The sequence below is a fragment of the Ruegeria sp. BB5 genome (genome assembly GCF_056539405.1).
In genome coordinates this window covers 1,243,336-1,268,957 of record NZ_JBQFUX010000001.1, presented here as the reverse complement: position 1 = coordinate 1,268,957, position 25,622 = coordinate 1,243,336, and the positions used below count along the sequence as shown (strand labels likewise).

General features: G+C 58.7%; 28 protein-coding genes. 17 read left to right on the top strand and 11 right to left on the bottom strand.

Going from position 1 to position 25,622, the window contains the following annotated elements; translation table 11 throughout:
* Nucleotides 1-62: 62 nt before the first annotated feature.
* Entirely contained in the window at nucleotides 63-950 is an 888-nt protein-coding gene (locus ACR0DL_RS06295) for a fatty acid desaturase (RefSeq protein WP_480688139.1), read from the bottom strand.
* Nucleotides 951-953: 3 nt separating this feature from the next.
* Nucleotides 954-1,373, bottom strand: a complete 420-nt coding sequence (locus ACR0DL_RS06290; protein ID WP_480688137.1) for a cupin domain-containing protein — start codon at nucleotides 1,371-1,373, stop codon at nucleotides 954-956.
* A gap of 87 nt (nucleotides 1,374-1,460) precedes the next feature.
* On the opposite strand from ACR0DL_RS06290, the gene ACR0DL_RS06285 reads away from it, so the two are divergent.
* The 8 genes from ACR0DL_RS06285 (at nucleotide 1,461) to ACR0DL_RS06250 (ending at nucleotide 7,971) form a co-directional block, all read left to right on the top strand.
* Nucleotides 1,461-2,879, top strand: a complete 1,419-nt coding sequence (locus ACR0DL_RS06285) for a protein adenylyltransferase SelO (protein WP_480688135.1) — start codon at nucleotides 1,461-1,463, stop codon at nucleotides 2,877-2,879.
* Between the two features lie 155 nt (nucleotides 2,880-3,034).
* Nucleotides 3,035-3,400 (top strand): cupin domain-containing protein, encoded by a 366-nt coding sequence (locus ACR0DL_RS06280; RefSeq protein WP_480688133.1) that lies wholly within the window; start codon nucleotides 3,035-3,037, stop codon nucleotides 3,398-3,400.
* A gap of 39 nt (nucleotides 3,401-3,439) precedes the next feature.
* On the top strand, nucleotides 3,440-4,150 hold the full coding sequence (locus ACR0DL_RS06275) for an endonuclease/exonuclease/phosphatase family protein (RefSeq protein ID WP_170375677.1): 711 nt from the start codon (nucleotides 3,440-3,442) through the stop codon (nucleotides 4,148-4,150).
* A 73-nt stretch (nucleotides 4,151-4,223) separates the two neighbouring features.
* Entirely contained in the window at nucleotides 4,224-4,637 is a 414-nt protein-coding gene (locus ACR0DL_RS06270) for a Fur family transcriptional regulator (protein ID WP_170396076.1), read from the top strand.
* A gap of 133 nt (nucleotides 4,638-4,770) precedes the next feature.
* Nucleotides 4,771-5,652 carry a DMT family transporter gene (locus ACR0DL_RS06265; RefSeq protein ID WP_480688131.1) on the top strand — a complete coding sequence of 294 codons (882 nt, stop codon included), beginning with the start codon at nucleotides 4,771-4,773 and terminating at the stop codon, nucleotides 5,650-5,652.
* A gap of 145 nt (nucleotides 5,653-5,797) precedes the next feature.
* Nucleotides 5,798-7,075: a phosphopyruvate hydratase gene (gene eno / locus ACR0DL_RS06260; protein ID WP_480688129.1), complete on the top strand. Its 1,278-nt coding sequence runs from the start codon at nucleotides 5,798-5,800 to the stop codon at nucleotides 7,073-7,075.
* A 39-nt stretch (nucleotides 7,076-7,114) separates the two neighbouring features.
* Nucleotides 7,115-7,621, top strand: coding sequence for a GNAT family N-acetyltransferase (locus ACR0DL_RS06255; protein WP_480688127.1), 507 nt, complete (start codon nucleotides 7,115-7,117; stop codon nucleotides 7,619-7,621).
* 182 nt (nucleotides 7,622-7,803) lie between these two features.
* Nucleotides 7,804-7,971 carry a hypothetical protein gene (locus tag ACR0DL_RS06250; RefSeq protein WP_165590747.1) on the top strand — a complete coding sequence of 56 codons (168 nt, stop codon included), beginning with the start codon at nucleotides 7,804-7,806 and terminating at the stop codon, nucleotides 7,969-7,971.
* On the opposite strand, the gene ACR0DL_RS06245 is transcribed toward ACR0DL_RS06250, so the two are convergent.
* From ACR0DL_RS06245 to mazG, 3 genes are all read right to left on the bottom strand, one after another.
* On the bottom strand, nucleotides 7,968-8,417 hold the full coding sequence (locus ACR0DL_RS06245; protein ID WP_170375669.1) for a GNAT family N-acetyltransferase: 450 nt from the start codon (nucleotides 8,415-8,417) through the stop codon (nucleotides 7,968-7,970). The genes ACR0DL_RS06250 and ACR0DL_RS06245 overlap by 4 nt on opposite strands.
* A complete protein-coding gene (locus ACR0DL_RS06240) occupies nucleotides 8,414-9,355 on the bottom strand; it encodes a nucleoside hydrolase (protein WP_480688125.1) in 942 nt (313 codons plus the stop codon). The genes ACR0DL_RS06245 and ACR0DL_RS06240 overlap by 4 nt, the downstream gene beginning before the upstream one ends.
* Before the next feature lie 63 nt (nucleotides 9,356-9,418).
* Complete coding sequence (gene mazG / locus ACR0DL_RS06235; protein ID WP_480638998.1) at nucleotides 9,419-10,276, bottom strand: nucleoside triphosphate pyrophosphohydrolase; 858 nt, start codon at nucleotides 10,274-10,276, stop codon at nucleotides 9,419-9,421.
* Nucleotides 10,277-10,342: 66 nt separating this feature from the next.
* Here mazG and ACR0DL_RS06230 point away from each other — a divergent pair, with 66 nt between their 5' ends.
* From ACR0DL_RS06230 to ACR0DL_RS06215, 4 genes are all read left to right on the top strand, one after another.
* Nucleotides 10,343-11,506: a M20 aminoacylase family protein gene (locus ACR0DL_RS06230; RefSeq protein WP_480688123.1), complete on the top strand. Its 1,164-nt coding sequence runs from the start codon at nucleotides 10,343-10,345 to the stop codon at nucleotides 11,504-11,506.
* A 12-nt stretch (nucleotides 11,507-11,518) separates the two neighbouring features.
* Entirely contained in the window at nucleotides 11,519-12,487 is a 969-nt protein-coding gene (gene speB / locus ACR0DL_RS06225; protein WP_480688121.1) for an agmatinase, read from the top strand.
* A gap of 77 nt (nucleotides 12,488-12,564) precedes the next feature.
* Complete coding sequence (speB, locus tag ACR0DL_RS06220) at nucleotides 12,565-13,512, top strand: agmatinase (RefSeq protein WP_480688119.1); 948 nt, start codon at nucleotides 12,565-12,567, stop codon at nucleotides 13,510-13,512.
* 63 nt (nucleotides 13,513-13,575) lie between these two features.
* Nucleotides 13,576-13,980 carry a DUF1499 domain-containing protein gene (locus ACR0DL_RS06215; RefSeq protein WP_480688117.1) on the top strand — a complete coding sequence of 135 codons (405 nt, stop codon included), beginning with the start codon at nucleotides 13,576-13,578 and terminating at the stop codon, nucleotides 13,978-13,980.
* On the opposite strand, the gene ACR0DL_RS06210 is transcribed toward ACR0DL_RS06215, so the two are convergent.
* Complete coding sequence (locus tag ACR0DL_RS06210; RefSeq protein ID WP_480688115.1) at nucleotides 13,906-14,208, bottom strand: hypothetical protein; 303 nt, start codon at nucleotides 14,206-14,208, stop codon at nucleotides 13,906-13,908. The genes ACR0DL_RS06215 and ACR0DL_RS06210 overlap by 75 nt on opposite strands.
* Nucleotides 14,209-14,270: 62 nt before the next feature.
* Between ACR0DL_RS06210 and prfA the strand changes: the two genes are divergently transcribed.
* The 3 genes from prfA to ACR0DL_RS06195 all read left to right on the top strand — a co-directional run bounded on the left by prfA (nucleotide 14,271) and on the right by ACR0DL_RS06195 (nucleotide 16,999).
* Complete coding sequence (gene prfA, locus ACR0DL_RS06205; protein WP_480688113.1) at nucleotides 14,271-15,326, top strand: peptide chain release factor 1; 1,056 nt, start codon at nucleotides 14,271-14,273, stop codon at nucleotides 15,324-15,326.
* Nucleotides 15,323-16,165: a peptide chain release factor N(5)-glutamine methyltransferase gene (gene prmC, locus ACR0DL_RS06200; protein WP_170375656.1), complete on the top strand. Its 843-nt coding sequence runs from the start codon at nucleotides 15,323-15,325 to the stop codon at nucleotides 16,163-16,165. Before prfA ends, prmC begins: the two co-directional genes overlap by 4 nt.
* Before the next feature lie 243 nt (nucleotides 16,166-16,408).
* Complete coding sequence (locus tag ACR0DL_RS06195; RefSeq protein WP_170348945.1) at nucleotides 16,409-16,999, top strand: DUF4167 domain-containing protein; 591 nt, start codon at nucleotides 16,409-16,411, stop codon at nucleotides 16,997-16,999.
* Between the two features lie 57 nt (nucleotides 17,000-17,056).
* Here ACR0DL_RS06195 and rsmA read toward each other — a convergent pair whose 3' ends face one another.
* The 5 genes from rsmA to lptG form a co-directional block, all read right to left on the bottom strand.
* Nucleotides 17,057-17,899, bottom strand: coding sequence for a 16S rRNA (adenine(1518)-N(6)/adenine(1519)-N(6))-dimethyltransferase RsmA (gene rsmA, locus ACR0DL_RS06190; protein WP_480688111.1), 843 nt, complete (start codon nucleotides 17,897-17,899; stop codon nucleotides 17,057-17,059).
* Between the two features lie 73 nt (nucleotides 17,900-17,972).
* Nucleotides 17,973-18,938, bottom strand: a complete 966-nt coding sequence (gene pdxA, locus ACR0DL_RS06185; protein WP_170533039.1) for a 4-hydroxythreonine-4-phosphate dehydrogenase PdxA — start codon at nucleotides 18,936-18,938, stop codon at nucleotides 17,973-17,975.
* Nucleotides 18,935-20,188 carry a peptidylprolyl isomerase gene (locus tag ACR0DL_RS06180; protein WP_480688109.1) on the bottom strand — a complete coding sequence of 418 codons (1,254 nt, stop codon included), beginning with the start codon at nucleotides 20,186-20,188 and terminating at the stop codon, nucleotides 18,935-18,937. The genes pdxA and ACR0DL_RS06180 overlap by 4 nt, the downstream gene beginning before the upstream one ends.
* Nucleotides 20,179-22,341, bottom strand: coding sequence for an LPS-assembly protein LptD (locus ACR0DL_RS06175; RefSeq protein ID WP_480688107.1), 2,163 nt, complete (start codon nucleotides 22,339-22,341; stop codon nucleotides 20,179-20,181). Before ACR0DL_RS06175 ends, ACR0DL_RS06180 begins: the two co-directional genes overlap by 10 nt.
* Nucleotides 22,341-23,441 carry an LPS export ABC transporter permease LptG gene (lptG, locus tag ACR0DL_RS06170; protein ID WP_170348940.1) on the bottom strand — a complete coding sequence of 367 codons (1,101 nt, stop codon included), beginning with the start codon at nucleotides 23,439-23,441 and terminating at the stop codon, nucleotides 22,341-22,343. Before lptG ends, ACR0DL_RS06175 begins: the two co-directional genes overlap by 1 nt.
* Before the next feature lie 240 nt (nucleotides 23,442-23,681).
* Between lptG and ACR0DL_RS06165 the strand changes: the two genes are divergently transcribed.
* On the top strand, nucleotides 23,682-25,148 hold the full coding sequence (locus ACR0DL_RS06165) for a leucyl aminopeptidase (RefSeq protein WP_170396043.1): 1,467 nt from the start codon (nucleotides 23,682-23,684) through the stop codon (nucleotides 25,146-25,148).
* Nucleotides 25,149-25,152: 4 nt separating this feature from the next.
* On the top strand, nucleotides 25,153-25,611 hold the full coding sequence (locus tag ACR0DL_RS06160) for a DNA polymerase III subunit chi (RefSeq protein ID WP_170358808.1): 459 nt from the start codon (nucleotides 25,153-25,155) through the stop codon (nucleotides 25,609-25,611).
* Nucleotides 25,612-25,622: the final 11 nt, after the last annotated feature.

Below are 25,622 nucleotides of genomic sequence, written 5' to 3'. Positions count from 1 at the left end.
ATAGGGGGTGACTTTGACCAGCTTTTTTGTCGGAGGTCACAGGGTCACTGGAAGACGGATTTTCAATTCAGGGATTTCATGTAATCCAGCGAAAAATCGGAATACCCCTCAGAAGTCGATTTCAAATGTGCCCGGGTCCAATCGTGCAGCGCGGGCAATTTGTGGAAAGGCACATTGGGAAACGCATGGTGCTCGGCGTGGTAGGGCATATTCCAGGCCAGAAACCGGACGATGCGGTTGGTGAAAGTGGTGCGAGAGTTCTCGAGCATATTGGCGACTGAGGGGCAGAGGCCATGTTCGGCTAATAGATAGAGGCGCAAGAAGGGTTGCGCGAACAGCACCGGTAGAATCCATAGCCAGAACAATACTGAAGAATAGAGCAGGCTGAGACCGACAAGGACGTAGAGAACCAGCAATAGCCGCGCCTCAATACGCATGGCGTGGTGTTGGCGGGCAGGCAGGTAGGGCGCGTCGATCCGGCCAAAAGCGTTTTGCATCAGAACCTTTGCCATCCCGCTCCAATACGGCCAGCCGCTTAGGTAAATCAGCAGGTCCCGCCAATTCCCGGGTCGTGGTTTGCCACCCAGCTCCGGGTCTTTTTCCGGGTGGTTGGTCCATTTGTGATGGGCCAGATGGAAATACCGAAACCACGTAAAGGGCAGAGCGATAGGGATCGAAACCAGATGCCCGATGACATCGTTCAACCAGCCACTGCGAAACGGTGTCTTGTGCGTACACTCGTGACTGAGCGTAAACAGGAAAACCAGAAGGATGCCTTGGGGAAGGATAAACAGAGGCCAAAGCGGCACGCGCAATGCGATACAGGCAGAGGTGCCCGCCAGTACTATGCCATACGCCGCCAAATGCTTCAGCCCAGCGGCGTCAAGTCGGAGCTGAAGCCTTTCTTTCGCCTCGGGCGGGATCGACGCTATGAGTGCGCGGTGATCCATGACCTACCCGCGCGCGATGTCGAACCCCGGCGCGGCCAGCACAAAGCCGTCGAATTCGAATCCGGGGGAGACAGTGCAACTGACCAGTGTGTAGTCCCCGGTCGATTGCGCTGATTGCCAGTGGTTCTTGGGTACGACCAATTGTGGCGCGCCTTTGTTCAGGTCGGGGGTCAGCAGGTGATCGGTGGCAGGGCCGTCATCGGTGGCGCTGAGGGACAGGGACAGTGGCGCGCCGGCATGATACAGCCAGATCTCGGTCGCATCGACTCGGTGCCAGTGGCTGTGCTCACCTGCTTGCAGCAGGAAATAGATACAGGTGCCTGTGGCGCGGCCTTCGTTATCGGCCCGCCAAGTTTCGCGGAACCAACCGCCCTCGGGGTGGCGCTGCAACTGAAGGTGGTCGATGATCTCTTGCGCGGTCATTAGGGCCTCTTGCTTGGTTGTGGTGATTATGCACGCAGGCGTGCGATCCGCTATGGTATTTACGTGTATTCACCATATGTTTGCCGCATGACCCTGAATATCCCGTTTGACAACAGCTACGCCCGCCTTCCCAACATGTTTTTCGCCCGGCAGGCACCGGTGCCGGTGCGCGCTCCGCGTTTGATTGCGTTTAATGAAGATCTGGCCCGCGTTCTGAGGGTTACTCCGGGCGATGTGCAGGAAATGGCCGAGGTTTTCGCCGGGAATGCCCTGCCTGAAGGGGCCGAGCCGATTGCTCAGCTTTATTCCGGCCATCAGTTCGGCACCTACAACCCGCAGCTCGGCGATGGGCGTGCGGTATTGCTGGGTGAGACGATCGGAACAGACGGCGTACGGCGGGATATTCAGTTGAAGGGCTCGGGACAAACCCCGTTCAGCCGCCAGGGCGATGGCCGCGCGTGGCTAGGGCCGGTGCTGCGCGAATATGTGGTGTCTGAAGCGATGCACGCGCTGGGCATCCCGACCACCCGTGCGCTGGCTGCGGTTGAGACAGGAGAGATCGTCTTGCGCGAAGGCCCGATGCCGGGCGCGGTGCTGACCCGCGTGGCGCAAAGCCATCTGCGCGTGGGGACGTTTCAGGTGTTTGCCGCACGACGGCAGGTCGACAGCTTGAAGCTGCTGACCGAATACGCCATCGCCCGACATTATCCGCAGGCCGAAGGTCCAATGGGCCTGCTGCGCGCGGTCCGGGACGCGCAGGCGCGGCTGATTGCGCAATGGATGAGCGTCGGGTTTATCCATGGGGTGATGAACACCGACAATTTCTCGATCGCTGGCGAGACCATCGACTATGGACCTTGCGCCTTCATGGACATCTATCACCCGAATACGGTCTTCAGTTCAATCGACCGGATGGGACGATATGCCTTTTCCAATCAACCGAACATCGCCGTGTGGAACCTGGCGCAATTGGCGACCTCTTTGATTCAGCAGGTCGAGGACCCCGAAGCCGCTGTTCAAGAGGCCACTGAGATCGTGCATGTAATGCCGGGACTGATCCAACAGGAATGGCTGGCCCGCTTCCGCGCCAAGATCGGTTTGACGACCGAGGATAAGGGCGACGAGGCGTTGATCACCGATCTGCTGACCCGGATGGCGCATAACAGTGCCGATTTCACCAATACGTTCCGTGCGCTGGGCAGTGACAAGGCCCGCGATCAGTTCGTGAACCCCGAAGCTTATGATGAATGGGCCGACGGCTGGCAGACGCGGTTGGCCCGTGAAAATGACCCGCAGACGATGATGAACGCCGCCAACCCGGCCTTTATCCCGCGCAACCACCGGGTCGAGCAGATGATACAGGCTGCTGTCCAAGGCGATTTTGCCCCGTTCCATCGGTTAAATGCGGTGCTTGCCCGCGCCTATGAGGATCAACCCGACGCAACCGACCTGACACACCCGCCGACCGAAAGCGAAGTGGTCCACGCGACGTTCTGTGGGACATAGCGAATATCAAAACTTGAATGTCGAGTTTTTAAGCAGTCTAGTGGGCGTTCTTCTGAACATAATGCCAAGCGACTTACCATCGGCACATAATGCTGCATAATGGACGCAACCGGGGGAACTGCAGATAAAATCAGTTTTGTTTTAGGGAGCATAAAATGCGCTACGCCATTTTGTTGGAAGACGCGGACGGTGTGTCTTATTTTGAAAATCGTGAGATTAATTTCGAACTCAAGACCTTTGCCCCCCCGGCCGCACCGTTTCTGGTCTCAAAAGAGGTCGATGCCGCGCGTATTGCCTTCTTGTCATTGCCTGCTGGGTGGAAAGGGGTTCAACACCGTTCCCCGAAACCCCAACTTGCGACGGTTCTGTCCGGTACGTTTCGTGTTCAGGCGGGGTCGGGCGAAATACGTGATTTCAAAACGGGTGACTTGTTTTGGGCCGAAGATGTCAAGGGAACAGGCCATAGCTCATCCGCAGAAGGGGGTGAGCCCGCCAACCTTATGATTACACAGTTTAAATAGGGGCCGGGTGGCCGAGGAACCTTTGATGTCAGACACAGGATGCCAATGACCAAACCATCAACCCTGCGTATCGCCAGCTATAACATTCAGAAATGTGTGGGTCTGGATTTTCGGCGGCAGCCCCAGCGTATCATGCAGGTCATCGACAGCATGCAGGCTGATATCGTGGTGTTGCAAGAGGCAGACAAACGCTTGCCGCCCCGACCTGCCGCCTTACCACATTTCATGTTGGATGAGGCCGGCTGGCAGATCGTCGATCTGGGTGGGGCCGGCAGTCTGGGCTGGCATGGAAACGCTGTGATCTGGCGCGGAAATTCGATTCAGGTTCGGCAGACCGGGCACCACGACCTGCCAGGGCTGGAGCCGCGGGGAGCCGTGCGTGTGGAATTCGACACCCAAATCGGGCCGCTGCGCGTGATGGGGATGCATCTGGGCCTGTTGCCCGCATCCCGGCGCCAGCAGATCACGCACATCCGCCGCTTTGACGATGATCTGGACAACATGCCCACCGTCTGGGCCGGGGACTTCAACGAATGGTCGCGCCAGCCTGTGTTGGACCATTTGGCCCCGGATATGCGCTTTTTGGCACCGGTTCCAAGCTTTCCGGCCGCACAGCCCCTGGGGGCCCTTGACCGCATCGCGCTGGGCGCAGGGCTTGAGGCGGTCGTCCACGGCGTGCACGACGCACGGCCTGCGCATATAGCGTCCGATCATCTGCCGATCTGGGCGGACTTGAGACGGGTGGCCTAGGACGCAATTCCCCTGTGGCGCGATCCGCGCAGACGTACTAAGACAGAATCCCGAACTACTCTGAGGGTCACTTATGTCCGATACGATCATCGCCCGCTGTGAATCAAAAGGTCTGCGCATGACCGGCCAGCGCCGCACAATCGCGCAGGTGCTGCAACAAAGTGAGGATCACCCGGATGTTGAGGAACTGTATGCCCGTGCCTCGAAAGTGGATTCGGGCATCTCGATTGCCACGGTCTATCGCACTGTCAAACTGTTCGAAGAAGCAGGAATTCTTGACCGGCTGGAATTCGGTGATGGGCGCGCGCGGTATGAGGATGCTGAGCGTGATCATCATGACCATTTGATCGACATGCAATCCGGCAAGGTGATCGAATTCGTCGACCCCGAGATCGAAGTGTTGCAGGAAAAGATCGCGGCCAAGCTGGGGTATAAGCTGAAAGGCCACCGGCTGGAACTGTACGGCGTGCCGCTGGAACAGGACTGACTCATCACAAAACGCGAACGACAGGCGCACGGGAATTCATGCTTTCCGGGCGGATAGTGCTTGCCTGAACGGCTTTCTTGCGATTTTGCTGAGAAAAGCGGCATTGGGGCCGCAGGATTCAACGGACAAGATCATGAACAACGTACACGGCATTTTGCTGGTCGTCGGCGCGATGGCGGCTTTTGCGCTTGAAGATATGTTCATCAAGCATCTGTCGGTGACAGTGCCGACCGGTCAGATCATGGTTGTGTTGGGTGTGATCTGCAGCCTGGCCTTTGTCGTGATGTCATTGGCTACGCGCAAACGTATCCTTGATCCGGTGGCGTGGCAGCCTCTGCCTCTGATGCGCGCCGGGACCGAAGCGGTTGGGGCGCTGAGTTTTGTGACCGCGCTGTCTCTGGTCGATCTGTCCACCGTGGCTGCTGTGTTTCAGGCGATGCCGCTGGCCGTCACCATGGGGGCCGCGCTGTTTCTGGGCGAGCATGTCGGCTGGCGACGGTGGAGCGCGATTGGCATCGGCTTCATCGGCGTGCTGATGATTATCCGCCCCGGGCTGGCCGGGTTTCAACCCGAGTCGTTGTTTGTCGTGGCCAGTGTGCTTGCCATCGCCGCGCGCGACCTGATCACCCGTAAGCTGGATGTGCGCGTGGCCTCGTCCGTGGTCGCCCTGCAGGCCTATGTCGCCGTGGCATTTGCTGGCGTGGCGTTGATGGTGTTTTCCGCACAACCCATTGTGCCTTTAAATACTTGGCAGATCGGTCCCTATCTGGGTGCCGTTGGCTTTGGTTTTCTGGGTTATTACGGCATCGTCATCGCCATGCGGATTGGTGAGGCTTCGGCCCTGACGCCCTTCCGCTATACCCGGCTGATCTTCTCGATCGCCGCGGGGATGCTGATGTTCGGTGAACGCCCGGACCTGATGACGCTGGCCGGGGCCACGTTGATCATGGGGTCGGGCATGTACACCTTTATTCGCGAACGCCGTTTGGCCCGTGAACTGGCGGTTGCAGCCTGACGGATCGTCGCACGTTGGCGCAAACAGGTAATTGTTAGCCCTAAAGGGTCGGGAATATACATGTTAGCGATAACATGACTGGTTTACTTTTTGCCCGGTGATGGTATGAGGCGTGCAACTGATTGCAGCCACAGGAACGGGCCTCATGAGCACCATTATCGACATCCACGCACGCGAAATTCTAGACAGCCGGGGCAACCCGACCGTTGAGGTCGACGTGATTCTGGAAGACGGCACCATGGGCCGCGCCGCTGTGCCCTCGGGCGCGTCGACCGGCGCTTATGAAGCAGTGGAAAAGCGTGACGGTGACAAATCCCGCTATCTGGGCAAAGGCGTGCTTGAGGCCGTCGCTGCCGTGAACGGTGAGATTGCCGAGGAGCTGGTCGGCTTTGACGCCACCGAGCAGGTTGCCATCGATGGCGCCATGATCGAACTGGACGGAACCGAGAACAAGGGTCGGCTTGGCGCCAATGCCATTCTGGGTGTTTCGCTGGCCACGGCTAAGGCAGCGGCGGATTTCACCACGCAGCCTCTGTATCGCTATGTGGGTGGCACCTCGGCTCGTGTTCTGCCAGTGCCGATGATGAACATCATCAACGGGGGTGAGCATGCGGACAACCCGATCGATATTCAAGAATTCATGATCATGCCAACTTCGGCCGCAAATATCCGCGAAGCCGTGCGCATGGGGTCCGAAGTTTTCCACACCCTCAAACGCGAACTATCGGCTGCTGGTCTAGCCACTGGTGTGGGCGATGAGGGCGGTTTTGCCCCCAACATCGCATCCACCCGCGAAGCGTTGGATTTCATCCTGCAGTCCATTGAAAAGGCGGGTTATAAACCGGGTGAAGAAATCCACCTGGCGCTGGACTGCGCTGCCACTGAATACTATCGCGACGGCAAATACGTTCTGTCGGGTGAGAATATCTCGCTAACCTCCGCAGAAAACGCCGAGTATCTGGCGGCGCTGGTCAAAGACTATCCGATCATCTCGATCGAAGACGGCATGTCCGAAGATGATTGGGACGGCTGGAAGGCGCTGACCGATGCCATCGGTGACCGTGTTCAACTGGTGGGCGACGACCTGTTCGTGACCAACCCCGAACGTCTGGCCGAAGGGATCGACCGCGGCTGCGCCAATTCGATGCTGGTCAAGGTGAACCAGATCGGCTCGTTGACCGAAACCCTGCGCGCCGTCGATATGGCGCACCGCGCGGGTTATAACAACGTGATGTCGCACCGTTCGGGCGAGACCGAGGATGCAACCATCGCCGATCTAGCCGTGGCGACCAATTGCGGTCAGATCAAAACCGGCTCGCTGGCGCGATCGGACCGGTTGGCCAAGTACAACCAATTGATCCGTATCGAGGAATCGTTGGGCGAAGTTGCCGAATACGCCGGGGCTTCGATCCTTAAGCGCTGAGTGTTATTCTGATCCTCGTACCTTATCGAGGATCGGCAGTTGCTTAGCATCATAGAACCCAGAACGCCGGACCACTTTGATGCGGTCCGGCGTTTGTGTTGGGAATACCGCGATTTCCTCCTGACGCTGGATGAAAAGTCGCAACGTATTGTTCAGACCATCTATTCGCAGGATAAATATGCCCGTGTGATGGAGGCCATCGAGGCCGAACACAGCCCGCCGAACGGTGGCGCGCGTCTTGCGCTGATCGGTGATCAGCCCGTTGGATGTGGCATGTTCCACACGATCGAGCCGGGCGTGGCCGAGATCAAGCGCGTATTCGTTCAGGACAGCGCCCGCGGTACGGGGGCAGGTCGTTCCATCATGCTGTCTTTGATCCAACAATGTCGCCAGCAGGGGTTTGACCTGATCCGCATGGACACTGGCAAACCCTTGCAGACAGCGACCCGACTGTACCTCTCAATGGGGTTCGTTCCGCGGGACGCATACGCTGAGATTCCGGAAATCGCCGAGGGTCATCTGCTGTTTTTCGAGATGAAATTGTAGCGGAACGGATAAGAAAGACCTTTTAGCCGAATTATTTTGCACCGCTTTCTCGTTGTTAACGCGTGGAAAAAACATAACCCTAAATATTTCTCAGCATAATTCGCGTTATGTGTGAACTTTTTCCTATTTGTCTCAATTTGAGCTGACATATTGTGACTGGATTACAGAAAAGGGGGTACACCATGACTGGTTCGAAATTCCTTCTCGTAGTTTCAGTGATCAGCACTGTATTTTTAGCGGCCTGCTCGGGGCCGGGGACTTATCCGGTATCGGGGATGCAGGCGTCGTCCACTGACCCGGTGATGGATATGGACATTCCTGGATTCGATATGGGCGTTGAGGCGCGCTAAAGCGGCTTGCTCATCAACACATAGCGGTCTCGCGCTTTGAAACCAGTGCGCAGATACAGTCTTTGTGTGGCTTCATTGGTCCGGTCGACCTCAAGATGCAATGCGGTCAATCCTGCCCCGGCAAGGGCTTTGGGCAAGTCCAGCAGGACTTCGGTGGCGATCCCGCGACCACGAACTGCGGGGCGGATGTAGATCTCGTCGACAAAGCCGTCCATACCGCCAAATTCGACCGACCAGCCGAAGGTCAGCACGATATAGCCCAGCGGCGCGCGGCCGGGTCCGATCAGATAGACGCACCCGTGGGGGATGCCCTCAAGAAGCGGGGCCAGAGCCTCGCGACGTTGATCGGCGTCCTGTTCAATTCCGGCCTCGGCGTGAAAGGCCGCGACCAGCGACATCAGGCGATCCAGATCTTCGGGACGGGCAAGTTTCAGCGCGGCGCTCATAGGCGGGCCAGCCTTTCTGTTAGCAGATCAAAGAATCCATCGGCGTCGATATCCCCCATGAACATGGCATTGGGGGGATGTTCAGTCACGCGCCACCAATCAGCGACGGTCATGCCAAGGGTCAGGTCGGATTGCGTTTCGATCTGCACATTGACGTGACGGCCCGAGAACAGTTCGGGCCGGATCAGATATGCGGTCACGCAGGGGTCGTGCAGCGGCGCGCCCTCTGAGCCATATTTTTCTTTGTCGAAGCGTTCGAAAAAATCCGTCATATCGGCAACCGCGTGCCCGACTTTTGAATCGAGCGCGCGGAACGCATCGTTGCGATGTTTCGTGACTAAGGCGTCATGGGTGACATCCAGCGGCATCACTACGATGTGAACGCCGGATTTAAACACAATTTCAGCGGCTTCCGGATCAACGTAAATGTTGAATTCAGCGGTAGGCGTGATGTTGCCCACCTCAAAATACGCGCCACCCATCAGCACGATTTCTTGCACGCGCTCGACGATATCGGGCGCTTTCTGAAAGGCCGTGGCGATATTGGTCAAGGGCCCCAGCGGGCAGAGCGTCACCGTCCCCGGTTCCTGCGCGCGCAGGGTGTCGATGATGAAGTCGACCGCGTGCCCATCAGCCAGCGGCATCTCCGGATCGGGAAGGACAGGGCCGTCCAGCCCGGTCTTCCCATGCACATGCTCTGCGGTGACCAAAGCACGGTTCAACGGACGGTCGCATCCAGCGTAAACGGGGACATGCGTATGCCCGGCCAGTTCACAAACAATCCGCGCGTTTTTGGCGGTCAGTTCCAGCGGCACATTCCCGGCAACAGCTGTGATGCCCAGCACGTCGATCTCATCAGGGCTGGCCAACGCCAGCAAGATTGCGACAGCGTCGTCCTGACCGGGGTCAGTGTCGATAATGATCTTGCGCGGTGCCATGATTTGCCTCCGGGGTCTTGAAGCGCGGACACTCGCAAGTGTCACCCCACTTGTCCAGCGGTTTCAGGCCTCGGTCGCGGCGTCCACAGGCGGGAGTTTGCCATTGGCGCGGTGCTCTTCGATCTTCACCTCATCCCACAGCGCATCCATTTCGGCCAAATCACTTTGCGACGGCGTTTTCCCGCGCGCGGCAAGACGTGCCTCGACCTGTTCAAACCGCCGCGTGAACTTGGCGTTGGTACGGCGCAGGGCGGCTTCGGGTTCGATGCCCAGGTGACGGCCCAGATTGACCATCACGAACAGCAAATCTCCAAACTCGTCCTCTAGCGCATCGGCATCCATGCTGTTGCGGGCCTCTTCCAGCTCAGCTGCCTCTTCGGTGATTTTGGCAAGCACATGGCTGGCATCGGGCCAGTCGAATCCCACGCGGGCGGCGCGTTTTTGCAGCTTATGGGCGCGCAACAGGGCAGGCAGGTTCGCGGCCACACCGTCCAAAGCGCCTTTTTGTTCCTTGCCCTCACGCTCGGCTGCCTTGATGGTTTCCCAATCCACCGTTTGCTGTTCCGCAGATTTGTCGCGGGATTCGTCGCCGAACACATGCGGGTGACGGTCGACCATCTTGTCCGACATGGTGCGCACCACGTCCTGAAAAGTGAAATGCCCAGCCTCTTCAGCCATTTGCGCGTGGAAGACGGACTGGAACAGCAGGTCGCCCAGCTCACCCTTCAACTCGTCATAGGCGTTGCGTTCGATGGCATCGGCGACCTCATAGGCCTCTTCGATCGTGTAAGGGGCTATGGTGGCGAAATCCTGTTCGATATCCCACGGGCAGCCTGATTCCGGGTCGCGCAGGCGGCGCATGATTTCCAGCAAACGCTCGATACCCGCATCGCTGTCGTGGATCAGAGGATTTTCGGCCATTGCGAACCCTTTCGTTCCGGTGTCAGATGCATCCATTCCGCAGTCAGGATCAGGAGTCCACCCCAGATGCCCGTCGTCAACCGAATTGCCGATTTCTCTGCCGATATGGCCGCATGGCGCCAGCACCTGCATTCGATCCCCGAACTGGAGTTCGAATGCTATGAAACATCGGCCTTCGTAGCAGACCGACTGCGCGAGTTCGGCGTGGATGAACTGCATGAGGGCATTGCCAAGACGGGCATAGTGGCAATCATCAACGGGCAGGGTGAGGGGCCGACCATCGGCTTGCGCGCCGATATGGACGCCTTGCCGATCCCTGAGGAGACGGGCGTATCTTACGCGTCCAAAAACCCCGGCAAGATGCACGCCTGCGGGCATGACGGGCACACCACGATGCTCTTGGGTGCGGCACGCTATCTGACAGAGACGCGGAATTTCCGCGGTCGCGTGGCGCTGATCTTTCAGCCCGCCGAAGAAGAGGGCGGCGGGGCCGGTGTCATGGTCGAAGAGGGGATCATGGATCGGTTCAATATCTCTCAGGTCTATGCACTGCACAACGCGCCCGGTTTTGCCGAAGGGTCCTTTTACACCACGCCGGGGCCAATCATGGCGGCGGTGGACACGTTCGAGGTTCATATTCAGGGCGTCGGAGGCCACGGCGCCATGCCGCATGAAACACGCGACCCGGTGATGGCGGCCTGTGGTATCGCGCAAGCGATCCAGACTATTGTCAGCCGCAACCACTATGCGCTGAATGATCTGGTGGTCTCGGTCACGCAAATCCACACGGGAACGGTGAACAATGTGATCCCTGATACGGCCTTCATCAACGGTACAGTCCGGACGTTTGACCCTGCTGTTCAGAAGATGGTGATAGAGCGGATGGAACAGATCGTGCAGGGACAGGCGACCTCGTATGGGGTCTCGGCGCGGCTGGACTATGAAAAGAACTATCCCGCCACGATAAACGACGCCGAAAAGGCTGGTTTCGCAGCCGATGTCGCGCGCGGCATCTCGGGCGCTGACCGGGTAACCGCCAACGCAGGGCGTGAGATGGGGGCCGAGGATTTTTCTTATATGTTACAGGCTCGGCCCGGCGCATATCTGTTCCTGGGGCAGGGTGAGGGCGCAGGACTGCATCACCCCAAATACAACTTCAATGACGAGATTGCGCCGGTTGGCGCCTCGTTCTTTGCACGGATCGTTGAAAAGGCGCAGCCTTTGGGCTGATGGGGGGAAGACATGTCACTGGAAGACGCAAAAAATCAGGTGGATGAGGCATTCACCAATCCGGACCTCAAAGGGTTGTCATTTGAAAATACGTTCGGTGGTGCGACGTCATTCCTGCGGCGGCTCTATACCAAAGAGCTGAAGGGCGTAGATATCGCCGTGACCGGCGTGCCGTTCGATCAGGCCGTGACCAACCGCCCTGGTACCCGTCTTGGCCCCCGCGCAATTCGCGAGGCCAGCGCGCTGCAATCGCCGGATGCGCCCTATGGATGGCCCTTCGACGCGCTCAGCGAATTGGCAATCGTGGATTACGGAGATATGGCCTATGACTACGCCAATATTCCGGCCTTTCCCGACACACTGACCGACCACATCCGCACCATTCTGGCCGCTGATGTGTCTTCGGTCACGTTAGGCGGTGATCACTATATCAGCTTCCCGATCCTCAAAGCCTATGCCGAGAAATACGGGCCGATGTCTCTGCTGCAATTCGATGCGCATACCGATACCTGGGCGGATGACGACATGTCCCGCGTGGATCACGGGACGATGTTCTACAAGGCGGTGAAATCCGGCATCGTGGACCCGAAACGCTCGGTTCAGGTCGGTATTCGCACGACGAATGAGGACACGTTGGGCGTCAACATCATCGATGCGCGCGAGGTGTATGAATCTGGCCCTGCCGCCGTGGCGCAAAAGATCAAGGGTATTCTGGGCGACAGCCCCGTTTACTTGAGCTTTGACATCGACGGTCTGGACCCGGCCTTCGCCCCCGGCACCGGCACGCCCGTCTGGGGTGGGCTGACTTCGATACAAACGCAGATCATCCTGCGCGACATTGCCGGCATCAACATCAAAGGGGGGGACGTGGTCGAGGTCTCTCCGCCTTTTGATACGTCCGGTGCCACGGCGATTGCGGGCGCGCATGTGGCGACGCAGATCATTTGTCTGCTGGGGTGGAATAAGCTGGTCTCGGATTAATTCAACAGGCTTAACCATTGGTTAGCCATCTTTCCGATATCTGGTTAACCAAAAGGCCGGACGGGAGAATGACGGGCATGACAGAATATAACCAACCCATCAGCGGCAATGATCTGGCGCGGTTTTCGGGACCGAACACGTTTATGCGCCTGCCGCAGGTGGATTCGCTTGGCGGGTTGGACGTGGCGGTGCTGGGGGTTCCCTTGGACATAGGCACTTCGTGGCGGTCGGGGACGCGGTTCGGACCCAAGCAGATCCGCAGCGAAAGTGCGATGATCCGGCCCTATAACATGGCCACGTTTGCGGCCCCGTTCGACAGCCTTCAAATCGCGGATATCGGCGATCTTGCGATCAATACATTCTCGTTGGCCGACAGTCTGAAAATCATCAAGGAAAGCTATGATGCCATCCTGGCACAGAGTGTGACGCCAGTGGCAATGGGGGGTGATCACTCGATCACCCTGCCGATCCTGCGGTCAATCGCTGCCAAACACGGGCCGGTGGCACTGGTCCATGTCGATGCCCATGCAGACGTGAATGATGAGATGTTTGGTGAAAGAGAAACGCATGGCACGGTTTTCCGCCGCGCCTACGAAGAGAGGCTGATCGTCCCTGATAAAACCTTTCAGATCGGCATTCGCGGCTCGGGCTACGCAGCGTCGGATTTTACCGAGGCCAAGGGCTGGGGCTTTCGCCAATTCCCTGCTTGGGAGCTGTGGCAGCAAAATCTGACCGTGACAGGTGCCCAGATTCGCAAAGAGATCGGCGAGCATCCGGTTTACATCTCGTACGATATCGACAGCCTGGACCCCTCTATCGCCCCAGGCACCGGCACGCCCGAGATTGCCGGGCTGACCACGCCACAGGCGTTACAGCTAATCCACGCGCTGGCGGGTATGAATGTGGTGGGCTGTGATCTGGTCGAGGTTTCCCCTCCGTATGACGCTACCGGCAACACCGCACTGACAGCGGCGAACCTGCTGTTCGAGATGTTGTGCATTCTACCTGGCGTGACGTCACGATAGGGGCAGTGGCGCCTTGCCACGACCAGCGATCCGAATATTGTTTTGCAAAGCGATGGGATCGGGATGAAAAGAATGTTGTTTTGGGGATTGGTTGCCTGCTTGATCGCCATGGCCGCCATTCGCTTAGCCCCATCAGACCCCAATCGTTGGCACGTCGCTCCTGTCGGAGACACGGATCGCGATATGCCAAGCGGCGTGTTTCGGGTGATCGAAAGTGACCCCGACCGTTTTGCGCGTCTGCATGAAATCGTGACAGATACTCCCCGAACCTATGTGCTGGCGGGATCCGTGCGAGAGGGGATGGTCACTTACATAACGCGCAGTAAAGTATTTGGCTTCCCAGATTACACCACGATTCAGCAGGTTGGAGACACTCTACGCGTCTACGGTCGGTTAAGATTCGGTCGGCGAGATTTCGGGGTAAACCGAAACCGGGTTGATGGGTGGTTGACCAGGTTGCAGTTTTGACGACAAACACCCCTCTTGCACTTCGCGCCACATGGGGACGTTCAGGGACATTTGGCACTGGGCGGTGAACATGCGGCCGTCGACTTGTAGGCAGATCATCTCACCCAACTCGATGCGCGTTCCGGATTTGTCGGTGCAATAGCAGTCCTGTACCTTGCCCCCGGGACCGACCACATCGGCCATGGCCGGGGCTGCGCACAACAAAATAACAAGTGCCAAACGTGTCATAGCGTCAGCGTAGCACAGGGACGGCCCTTGACCAAAGCGCCGGATTAGGAGACACCGCGCGGATGATCCCCGAAGAACGCCTTGAACAGATAACTCAGCGATTCCAGTATCTCGAAGCGGCCATGGCAGATGGCGCCTCGGGCGGAGATATTGCGACCTTGGCCAAGGAGTATTCTGATCTGAAGCCGGTCGTGGATCAGATCATGGCGTGGCGTCAGCTGGTCGCCGATCTGGCTGAAGCTGAAACGATGCTGGCCGATCCCGACATGAAAGAGCTGGCCGAGGAAGAAATCCCTGAGCTTCAGGCCCGTATCCCGCAGGCCGAACAAGCCCTGCAACTGGCGTTGTTGCCGCGGGACAAGGCCGATGCGCGTCCAGCGATGTTGGAAATCCGCCCTGGAACGGGCGGGGATGAGGCTGCGTTGTTCGCGGGCGATCTGCTGCGCATGTATCAACGCTATGCCGAAGCGCGCGGCTGGCAGTTTGAGATCATTGAAGAGCAAGCCTCGGACCTTGGTGGTATCAAAGAGGTGGTGGCACACATCAAGGGCGACAATGTCTTTGCCCGCATGAAATACGAATCCGGTGTACACCGCGTTCAGCGAGTACCCGAAACCGAAAGCGGTGGGCGGATTCATACCTCGGCAGCCACAGTGGCGGTTCTGCCCGAGGCCGAGGATGTGGACATTCAGATCGACGCCAATGACATTCGCATCGACACGATGCGCAGTTCGGGCGCGGGCGGGCAGCACGTTAACACGACGGATTCGGCTGTGCGGATCACACACCTGCCCAGCGGTCTGGTGGTGACGAGTTCCGAGAAGTCTCAGCACCGCAACCGTGAAATAGCAATGCAGGTCCTGAAAACGCGCCTGTATGATCTTGAACGCCAGCGGATCGACAACGAACGATCCGCTGATCGCGCCAGTCAGGTAGGCTCGGGCGACAGGTCCGAGCGGATCAGGACGTATAATTTTCCGCAGGGGCGGATGACGGATCACCGCATTAACCTGACACTCTATAAGCTGGATCAGGTGATGCAGGGCGATTTGGATGAGGTGATCGACGCGCTAACCGCTGACGATCAGGCCCGTCTGCTGGCCGAGATGGCACAATGATCGCTGCGTTGACTGCCGCCCAGGCCATGGTTGCCGCCACCGCCCGCTTGCGCGCTGCTGGAGTCGATGATCCGGCACGTGATGCGCGGGTTTTGCTGGCTCATGCCGCACGGATAGAGGCCAGCCGAGTCACGTTGATTGCGCCCGAGGAACTGTCACCCGAGATTGCCGAACGGTACGATCACCTGATCTCACTGCGGGCTATCCGCGTGCCGGTGTCGCACTTGCTGGGAGAGCGCGAGTTTTATGGTCGCAGGTTCCGTGTCAGCCGAGATGTGCTGGACCCGCGCCCTGAAACCGAGACTCTGGTCGAGGCGGCGTTAAGCGAACCGTTCGATCATGTTCTGGACTTGGGCACAGGCTCTGGCTGTATCTTGATTACTCTGCTGGCCGAGCGCACCAGTGCTTCGGGTATCGGTGCGGATCTAAGCGAATCCGCCTGTCTGCAAGCCAGCGCCAATGCGGTGCAGCATCAGGTGCAGGACAGGGTCGAGATTTTACGCTCGGATTGGTTTGAAAATATCGAAGGGTTGTTTGACCTGATTGTTGCAAACCCGCCCTATATTTCGCTGGAGGAGATGCAGGACCTGTCCCCGGAGGTGCGTGAACATGAACCGCGTATGGCACTGACGGACGAAGGGGACGGGCTGGGCGCATACCGTCATATTGCCGCCTCGGCCCCGGATTTTCTGATGCCCGGCGGGCGGATTCTGGTTGAAATCGGACCGACACAGGGCAAGGCTGTTGCAGCCCTTTTTCAAGCGGCTGGACTAGTTGATGCAGGGGTTATCCCCGATCTGGACGGTCGAGATCGTGTTGTTGTCGCCAGAATGCCGTAAATTTGGCATATGATGAGGCTGAAATGCGCCGATCAATGTAAAAAAGCTGCGAATTTTTGGACAAACCTCTTGTCTGTAGGCGCTGGACATGCTTACTCAGAGTTAGTCGGAGAGGTTGACGCTGTTTCAGCGGGCCCCTGACGCCAAGCCCAAAAAAGTCGACATCGCGTGACGGCTAATGCCATTGAGCAGTGCAGGACGCGACTTGATCGGCACCGAATGACAAGGCTGACGTAAAGTACGATGAGATCTTCTAAATCCCGCTCGCGGGCCAAGAATAACCGCAATCGCCCCTCTGGCGGCAACGTTGTTAACCGGGTTTTCGACAGTTCGGGCCCCGAAGGCAAGGTGCGCGGCACGCCCCAGCAGATCATTGACAAATACAACCAGCTGGCGCGCGACGCCCAGCTAGGTAACGACCGTGTGGCAGCTGAGAACTTTCAGCAGCACGCCGAGCATTATCTGCGTCTGCTCAGCGAAGCGCAGCGCGAAATCGAAGCGCGCCGCGAAGAGCAGGAGCGCCAGAATCGCGAACGTCAGGCCGAGCGTGACCGGGAACGTGCCGAACGACAGGAGCGCGAAGCGGCCCGTCAGGCCGATCCCGCCGAGGCACCGCAACCCGACGTGATGGATTTCGGAGCCGAAGCTTCCGCCCCCGAATCCGGTCTAGTCGAGACCCCGGAAAGCAAAGATGCCGCCCCGGTGGTCGATGCGCCCGAGAAATCGGAGAAGAAAGAAAAACCTGCACGCCGCCCGCGTGCGCGCAAGCCCAAGGCTGCACCGGTTGAGGATGCCCCTAAAACGGATGGGGATGCGCCAGAAGCGGCGGAATAAATAAAGACTGCGAAATTGCGAAAGCCCCGGATTAATCCGGGGCTTTTTCTTTTACTCTTAGCTTTTTTTGACTTCGCGCGCTAAAGCACAAAACGCCTCAAGCGGGACCTGTTCGGCCCGTTCGGTGGGCTGGATACCAGCTGTGAGCAACCTGTCTTCGATATCCGGTGCAACACCTTTTAACGATGCGCGCAGCATTTTCCGGCGCTGGTTAAAGGCAGCCGCGACGACGCGTGACAGGGTGGCAGCATCGGCCGGGTAACGCGGCTCGGGCAGGGCGGTCAGGTGAACAACGGCGCTGGAAACCTTGGGTGGAGGGGTGAAGGCACCAGGCGGCAATGACATGGCGATCCGCGCCTCGGCCCGCCATTGGGCGAGGATGGCGAGGCGGCCATAGGCCTTGCTGCCAGGTTGGGCGACGATACGCTCGGCCACCTCACGCTGGAACATCAGGGTCAGGCTCTGCCAGAAGGGCGGCCACTCCGGCGGAGTAAGCCAGCGAACCAGCAACTCGGTGCCGACATTGTAGGGCAGATTGGCTGTGATGCGAATCGGTGGAGTTAGGTGCGCCAGCGGGTCGATTTCAAGCGCATCGCCGTTGATCACCTCAAGTCGACCGGGGTAGGCGGCTGCGATATCGTTCAGGGCCGCGATGCAGCGTGTGTCTTTTTCCACCGCCACGACCTTGCGTGCGCCCTCTGACAACAACCCACGGGTCAGGCCTCCGGGGCCGGGGCCAATTTCCAACACGTCGCATTCCGTAAGATTTCCGGCCTGACGCGCGATCTTGGCCGTCAGGTTCAGGTCCAGCAAAAAATTCTGCCCCAGCGATTTGCGGGCCGAAAGCTGGTGGGTCGCGATGACCTCGCGTAGCGGAGGGAGATTGTCGATTGCACTCATGATCCGGTTGCCGTGACGCGGGGGGCGCCGATGATTTTGCCTTTGGTTGGGGTATTTTCAGCCAACAGAAGGGTCAAGCGCTTTGTGCCATGCGTTGGGCCAGCTTCAGTGCTTCGATCAGGCTGGTGGGTGTGGCGATGCCTTGGCCAGCGATATCCAGTGCGGTGCCGTGATCGGGTGAGGTGCGGATAAAGGGAAGGCCAAGCGTCACGTTGACACCGCGATCGAAATCCAGCGTTTTGATCGGGATCAGTGCTTGATCGTGATACATCGCAATTGCTGCGTCATAACGGGCGCGCGCAGCGGCGTGGAACATCGTATCGGCAGGGTGTGGCCCTGTAACAGTATAGCTGTCGTCAGGGAGGTCGGCGATCAGGGGCGCGATCCAGTCCAACTCTTCATGGCCCATCTTCCCGCCTTCACCGGCATGGGGGTTCAGACCCGCGATGGCAATACGAGGATGCGCGATACCGAATTGATTGCGCAGTCCTTGGACGGTGATTGCGATGGTGTCGTGCAGCAGGTCCGGGGTCAGAGCCGAAGGCACCCGGGACAGCGCGATATGGATGGTTGCTGGCACCACGCGCAATTGCGCGCTGGCCAGCATCATGACCACCCGGTCCCGACCGGCCAGGGCGGCGAGAAATTCAGTATGGCCTGGATAAGCGAAGCTGGCGCCGTCGATCAGGGCTTTCTTGTGGATCGGCGCGGTACAAAGCGCCGAGGCCGCACCGGATTGCACCAGCGAAACACCGCGCTCAATAGCGGCGATGACTGAGGGCGCGTTGGCCGGATCGGGTTGGCCGGGGACATTGGGCGCCGGAAAATCCAATTGCAGAACCGGCAGCGCCGAGGCGCTAATTTTAACAGATTCGGACGGGTCAGTTATGCGAACAACCGGCGTTCCCGGCGGCAAGTGGGTTGCATCACCGATATAGAAGAAGGGACATGTGTCGCGAAGGTCCGACCACGCTTTGGCTGCGATTTCCGGGCCTATTCCGGCCGGGTCACCACAGCTGAGCGCGATTGGGGATGTCATTGCTCGACAATGTTTGCTTCGGCGCGCAGCTGTGCCACAAGGCTGTTAGCAAAAGCCTCGAGACGTTGTTGCGTCAGCGCGTTGGCAACGTCCACTCGCGATGTCTCTTCGCCCAGATCACGGGTGCGGGTGCAGAGCATCAGGAACATCAGGGTCTGGCCATTGTTGCGGGTCAGCGTGGTGGACACCTCATTCAGGTCAAGCTTGGCAAGCTCCAGCGCCACGTCACGCGGAATCTCACCGGGGCTGGCCTGAATCCGTTGCAATACTTCTGGTGGTTGGTCCTTGGCGATGCCGTAGAGGTCATCGCAGGTGTCAATTTCTTCTCTGAGTTTGGCCGCCAGTGCCAGGGTTTCAGCACTACGGCCACCGGCCATATTATAGATCGCGTAGTCTATCTCGGAATAGTTGGTCGCGCTGGTCGCGACCTCACGCAGTCCGCGCATCTGGAACAGCGCAATGGCGTTGGGCAACGAAAGCGGCTGTGTGATCTCTCCGTCCTTCAAACCCAGGATCACCGGTTGCAGTGCTGGCGGCAGGCTGGTGAGGCTCAGCCAGTCAAGTCGTCCACCATTATCGCGGGTGGCTGCCGCTGAATATTGTGTGGCTGCGGCGGAAAACGAGTCAAACCCCTGCAGTTGGGCAATCTCTTGGGCAAGCAGATCAGCCTGGGCAATGGTTTGCTGGTTCACTGGGATAATGATTTCGGACAGCAGCACCTGCAGCCCACCGCTGTCAGTTTGACCCAGGGCGCGGTTGATCTCGTCCTCGGACGGGCGAGCCTGTGACAGGAAACGCGCACTGACATAGTCGCGCCAAGCAACCTGATCGGCCACGAAATCCCGAACGGTTTCGCGATCAACACCCTGATCGGCGAGCAGTTGCAGGAACCGGTCAGTCGACAATTGCCCACGCGCGGCAAATTCGTCGATGCCGACCTGAATGTCTTCGGGGGCTGCCTGGATTCCGGCCTCGCGCATAATCTGGCGACGCAGCCTTTCGTCGATCAGCGCATCACGGACTTCGGCGTCGGACGCACCGGGGGCACCCAGTGCGGTCAGGAATTGTTGCCGTTGTGACAGCTCGTACCAGGTGATGATGTCTTGATTGACTTTGATCGCCGGGGAAAACAGGCTTTGGGCACCAGCTTGTGGCGACGTCAAAGCCAGCGCAGCCCCGATCAGCATTGGGGCGACCGGTTTAAGCCAACCGGAGCGGAGGAAACTGGTGAAACCTGAAATCAACTGCATCTTCTCTTGTACTGTTGGCCGCCACTGTTAACGGAGTACCCCGTCAAGGCTACGGTAAAGCCGAATTCTGTCGAAGGCTCAATACTTGATGATGAAGTAAAGCGCCTACTGACATTCATGTTAACCTGTACGCATTCATTCTGATACGTCACCCCCAACCCATAGCGGATCGGTTCGGATTCGCTTAGGTCATAGCGCGCCAGGGCCCGTGTGTTCCAGTTCTGATCCACCCGGTAACGTCCGGTCAACCGAACTTCGGAAATCTCGTCGTCGATACCTTCAGCCGGGTCCGGCTCTTGCCAGCCATAGCTTCCGGTGAAGCCGACCCGCGGCTGTTGCCAGCCGACCCGCAGTTCGGCTTTTGAAAAGCTGAAATCTCCGTTCAACAAGCCACGGCCGGCCAGACGCCAGCCGTTATTGGTTTGAATCTGACCTGCCAGCAGCAAGTCTGAGGTTGTCCCCTGCAAGCCCGAGGTCAGGTTGAAACTGGGGTCAGCATCTGCGCGGTACACTTGACCAATCGTGGCAAGAGCCCGCCAACCGCCGGCTGCGTAGCGAGACCAGTTCAGGCCCACAACGCCGGTCACGCCGTCTTCGCGCCGGTCGGGGGCTGGAAAGCGGGACAGGGACAGCAAGTTACCCTGATCGAATTCCTGAAACGTACTTTCGTCATTTGGCACGTCATCGTCCGAGACATGAGTCCAGCCGATCTGGGCAATCGGTTCCAATATCTGCGTCGCCCCTGATGACTCGCGCTTGCGCATTGGATAGCGCAGCGTCAATGCCGCGCGCGGCGTGGTGCGCGTGACGTTATCGGGAAAATCGCTGTCGTGACGAATGTTGAACGCATCAACCGACGCACCGGCCCGCACCTCAGCCCTAAGGCCCGACGCAAAGGTCCAGTCGCGCAGCCATTCTGCATCAAAAGTGGCACGAGCAACGTCCCGTCCGACGATATCCTCGTCACTGGTACGTTCATGCGCGTGAGTAACAAAGCCCAACCGAACCTCGCCGCCCACAGAGGTCGGGAACAGACGCTTTTCATAATACAGATCAAAGATCCGTGACGGAATTTCGTCCTGTTCCTCGCTATCGCGCAGGGTTTTATAGTGGGTGAAACTGGTACGGAACGCCGTGTCGCGTTTGATCCGTTCCAGCGCAAGTTCGCTACGCAGCCGATCCAGATCTGGCAGGCCATAATCGGCCAGATAAGCATCGTCTGACGTTGTTCTGATGTTGAAAAGGAACCGATAACCGTCGTTCAAGTTGAACCAGCCATTGGCAAACAAGTATCCGCGATCTTCACCCGGCTGCAGATCATCGCGGGTATAGGCGCCCTCAAGCTGGATACGCCCCCTTTTAAAGGCCTGTCGATAGCGAAACCCAAGTGTATTGGTCTTGGACGAGACATAGGGCGTCAGTGTCAGATCCTTGTGGTCACCCAGCTTGATGAAATATGGCACCTGGACGCCAGTGCCCAACTGCGAGGTGGTTCGGATCGACGGTACCAAGAACCCGGTGGCCCGCTCGAGCGTCGGGTCCGGCAGTCGCAGATAGGGGAAATAGAACACTGGCACATCCAGCACCCGAAGCTGCGCCCCTTCAAAATAGAGTTGCCGTTCCAGTTGATCATGCGTGACCTTGCGGGCGCGGATCTGCCAGATCGGCGGTTTGCCATTCGCGCAGACATGGCACGAGGTGGCCGAAACTTTGCTGAACTGCGTATACCTGCCCGCCGCGCGCGTGGCCTGAACCGAAGCAATCTGCACCTGCTGGTCGAACACCATCCGCGCGCCGATCAGCAGGCCATTCTGAATACCGTCATCCAGTTCGGCCGAGTCCGCCAGGATTGTCGTATCACCGGCCTGATCGATACGGATTGGCCCCTCAAGTGTCAGCGCGCCGGTATCGCGGTCATAGGTGATGCGGTCAGCGGTGATTTTGATGTCACCCTGAAAAGCTTCGACATTGCCTTCAGCCACCAGCACGCGTTCGGGTGTGATGAAGATTTCGTCAGCCACCAGCAGGGCGGGCTGGTCCTCTTGCTGGGTATCCTGCGCCGGGCCAGGGGCTGATTGGGTCTGGGCGGCGGCACCTGTTGGCATTGCCAGAGCCACAGCGCCGGACAGCAAAAGACTTGATATGAGCCGCATCAGCCGTCCTCCGCATGGAGAAGAAGGCCAAGGGAAAGAAGAATGGCTGCAAAGGGCGGAGCCCAGGCTGCGACGAAGATTGGCAATTGACCGTTTTCTCCGAGTATTTGGGCAAAGTTGCGAACGAAGTAGATTGAGAATCCCAAAAGCACTGCGGACAGAACCGCGATGCCGGTACCGCCAAAACGGACATGGCGCATGGTAAAGGCCGCGCCGATCATCACCATGGCCACCAGAAAAAGCGGTCGCGCAAGTTGAACCTGCAACCAGACCTCATATTGCTTGGTGGAAAATCCGGCTTCGCGGAGATCACGGATAAGCTGTGGCAAGTCGTAGACGGATACGGAATCCTGCTGGCCCAGTGTGTCCAGAATGCGCTGGCGCGTCAGCGTGGTGGGAATTTCGATGCGCTGATGTGTTTGAGCTGTCGCCTCGGGGTTCATATCATCCGCCAGAGACCAGATCTTGGCATTGTGCAATATCCAAGACCCGTTCGACAGCTGTGCCCGATTGGCATTGATTTGCTGTGTTGGTTTACCATCCGGCGAAAATGTAACGATCGTTACGCCGGTTAGTTCCAACGCATCCGCATTCGTGGTGCCTCGCGCGTGGATGACCGATTGCCCATTTTCCGAACCCTGCCGCAACCAAAGCCCCTCGCTGGTGATCGACAGCGCCGAGTTGCCTTTGTCTTTGTAGGCATCAGACAGGCGTCGGTACTCCTCGGACGTGGCGGCGGTGATCGGGTTCAGCAAGGCCACCGCGAGGGTCCCAATGATCAATGCCAACGTGACCGGAGCCAGCAGCGCCCGGATACCGGACCGCCCGATGGCGCGTGTCACCACCAGTTCGGAATTGCGCGCCAAGCCGATGAACAATGCAATGGTGGCAAGGATGACCAGCAAGGGCAGCATCTCGCTGATCGCTGCGGGTGAATTCAGCAAGGTCAGGTGCAGCAGCGTGCCAAAGGACAGCCCCTCCGAGTTGAACCGGCGGGCTTGTTCGACCAGATCGATCAGAATCAGCAGCGTTAGAAAAATGCCGCCAATGACCAGAAAGCTTTGCATGAACCGGCGGGCGAAATATCGGTCGAGGATCACGATTGTGCCTCCGCCTTGATCCGGCAGCAGGTGAAATCGGTACCGAAAAGGTCAGAATCACCTTCGCCTGCGCGGATGCGCAACGGCATATGCCTGCCCTGTCTCGCCAATTCGTTCTCCCCCGATCCTGCCGGAATTTTTCCGCGACTGTAATGCAATTGGCACGCGGGGAAAACTGCTATCTGGTCAAGCCGCGCGGTGCGGGCTAGGTCTTGGGGAACAGTTTTTGAGGAGTTCGCAATGAGCAGTCTTGTCCCGATCCGGTTTCAGCCCTTTGATACGGATGCAATGGCGCAAGCCGAAGGCCGGGTGGCGGTAATCATCCCATCGGACGGCAAGATGAGCCCTGCGGTGCGCCGGGCCAACCGTCTGACCCGTGGCGCGGTGGCGCGTCTGGTGGAAAGTCCCCGGTTTGAAAAGGTAAAGACGGGCGATGTGATCTCGATGGCTTGGCCTGGTGGAATGACGGCCGAGGCGCTGGATATCGTGATCCTGCCCCGCCGTCCTGATCCGGCCGAGGCCCGCAAGGCGGGCGCGGCGCTGGCCAAGCTGGCAGGGGGCAAGGACGTGCTGGTGATGGCAGGCAATCAGGTCCGGACCGAAGATCTGACGATGGGCATCGTGCTGCGCACCTATGATTTCGACGCGCACAAGACCAAAGAGGCGGAAGATGTTGGCACCGTCACCATCAGTCACCAGAAACCCGACGAGGTCGAAGCCGCCTTTGCCCCGCAATACGCCGTGGCCGATGGGGTGCGGATGACCCGTGATCTGACCAACGAGCCTGCAAACGTCCTGACCACCACTGAATTCGCCGACCGTTTGGCCGAGATGGCGGAGCTGGGCCTTGAGGTTGAAGTTCTGGAAGAGGACAAACTGGCCGAGTTGGGCATGCGAACGCTGCTGAGCGTCGGGCAGGGTTCGGTCAGCCCCTCGAAGGTTGTGGTGATGCAGTGGAACGGCGGTGACAAGGACGACGCGCCACTGGCTCTGGTGGGTAAGGGTGTCGTGTTCGACACCGGTGGTATCTCGCTGAAACCCGCAGGCGGCATGGAAGACATGACCATGGATATGGGCGGTGCGGGCGTTGTCGCTGGCACCATGCGTGCGTTGGCCAAGCGCAAGGCCAAGGCCAACGTGGTCGGTCTGGTCGGGCTGGTCGAAAACATGCCGTCCGGCAATGCCAGCCGTCCGGGCGATGTGGTCAAGTCGATGAAGGGCGACACGGTCGAGATCATCAACACCGACGCAGAAGGGCGTTTGGTTCTGTGCGATGTGATGTGGTACACGCAAGAGCGGTTCCAACCGGTGGGCATGATCGATCTGGCCACGCTGACCGGCGCGGTGATCATTGGTCTGGGCCACGAAAATGCCGGTGTATTTTCCAACAATGACACGTTCTGCGATGCCTTCCTGAAATCGGCCAAGGCCGAGGATGAAGGCGCGTGGCGCCTGCCGCTGGGCGAAGGGTACGACAAACAGTTGAAGTCGCGCATTGCTGATATGAAAAATGTCGGCGGTCGCCCGGCAGGCTCGATTACAGCGGCGCAATTCCTGCAGCGTTTTGTGAAAGAAGAAACGCCTTGGATTCACCTCGATATTGCGGGTGTGGCCTCGGTGTCGTCGGAAACATCCTATGCGCCCAAAGGGGCAACCGGCTGGGGTGTACGCGCGCTTAGCCGGCTGGTGCAGGACAACTTCGAGTAATCGTATGGGGGCCGTCTATTTCTACCACCTGACCCGTCAGCCCTTGGAACACACCTTGCCGGTGCTGCTGGACAAGGCGCGGCAGGCTGGGTGGAAGATTGCCGTGCGGGGCACAGATCCGGCACGGATGGACTGGCTGGATGAAAAGCTGTGGCTGGGGCCCGAGGACGGGTTCCTGCCACATGGGCGCGAAGGTGGCCCGCATGACGCGGCGCAGCCTGTTTTGCTGACGACCGGGCCAGAGGCAGCCAATGAACCGGCCTGTGTCATGGCCGTGGACGGCGCGCCGGTAAACGCCGACGAGGTGGCTTCGCTGGAGCGTGTCTGCATCCTGTTCGATGGCAATGATGATATGGCGGTCCAGCAGGCGCGCGGCCAGTGGAAAGCACTAACTAGCGCGGGTTGTTCGGCGCAATACTGGTCCGAGGAATCGGGCCGGTGGGAGAAGAAGGCCGAGGCGTAAGAGGCTGATCT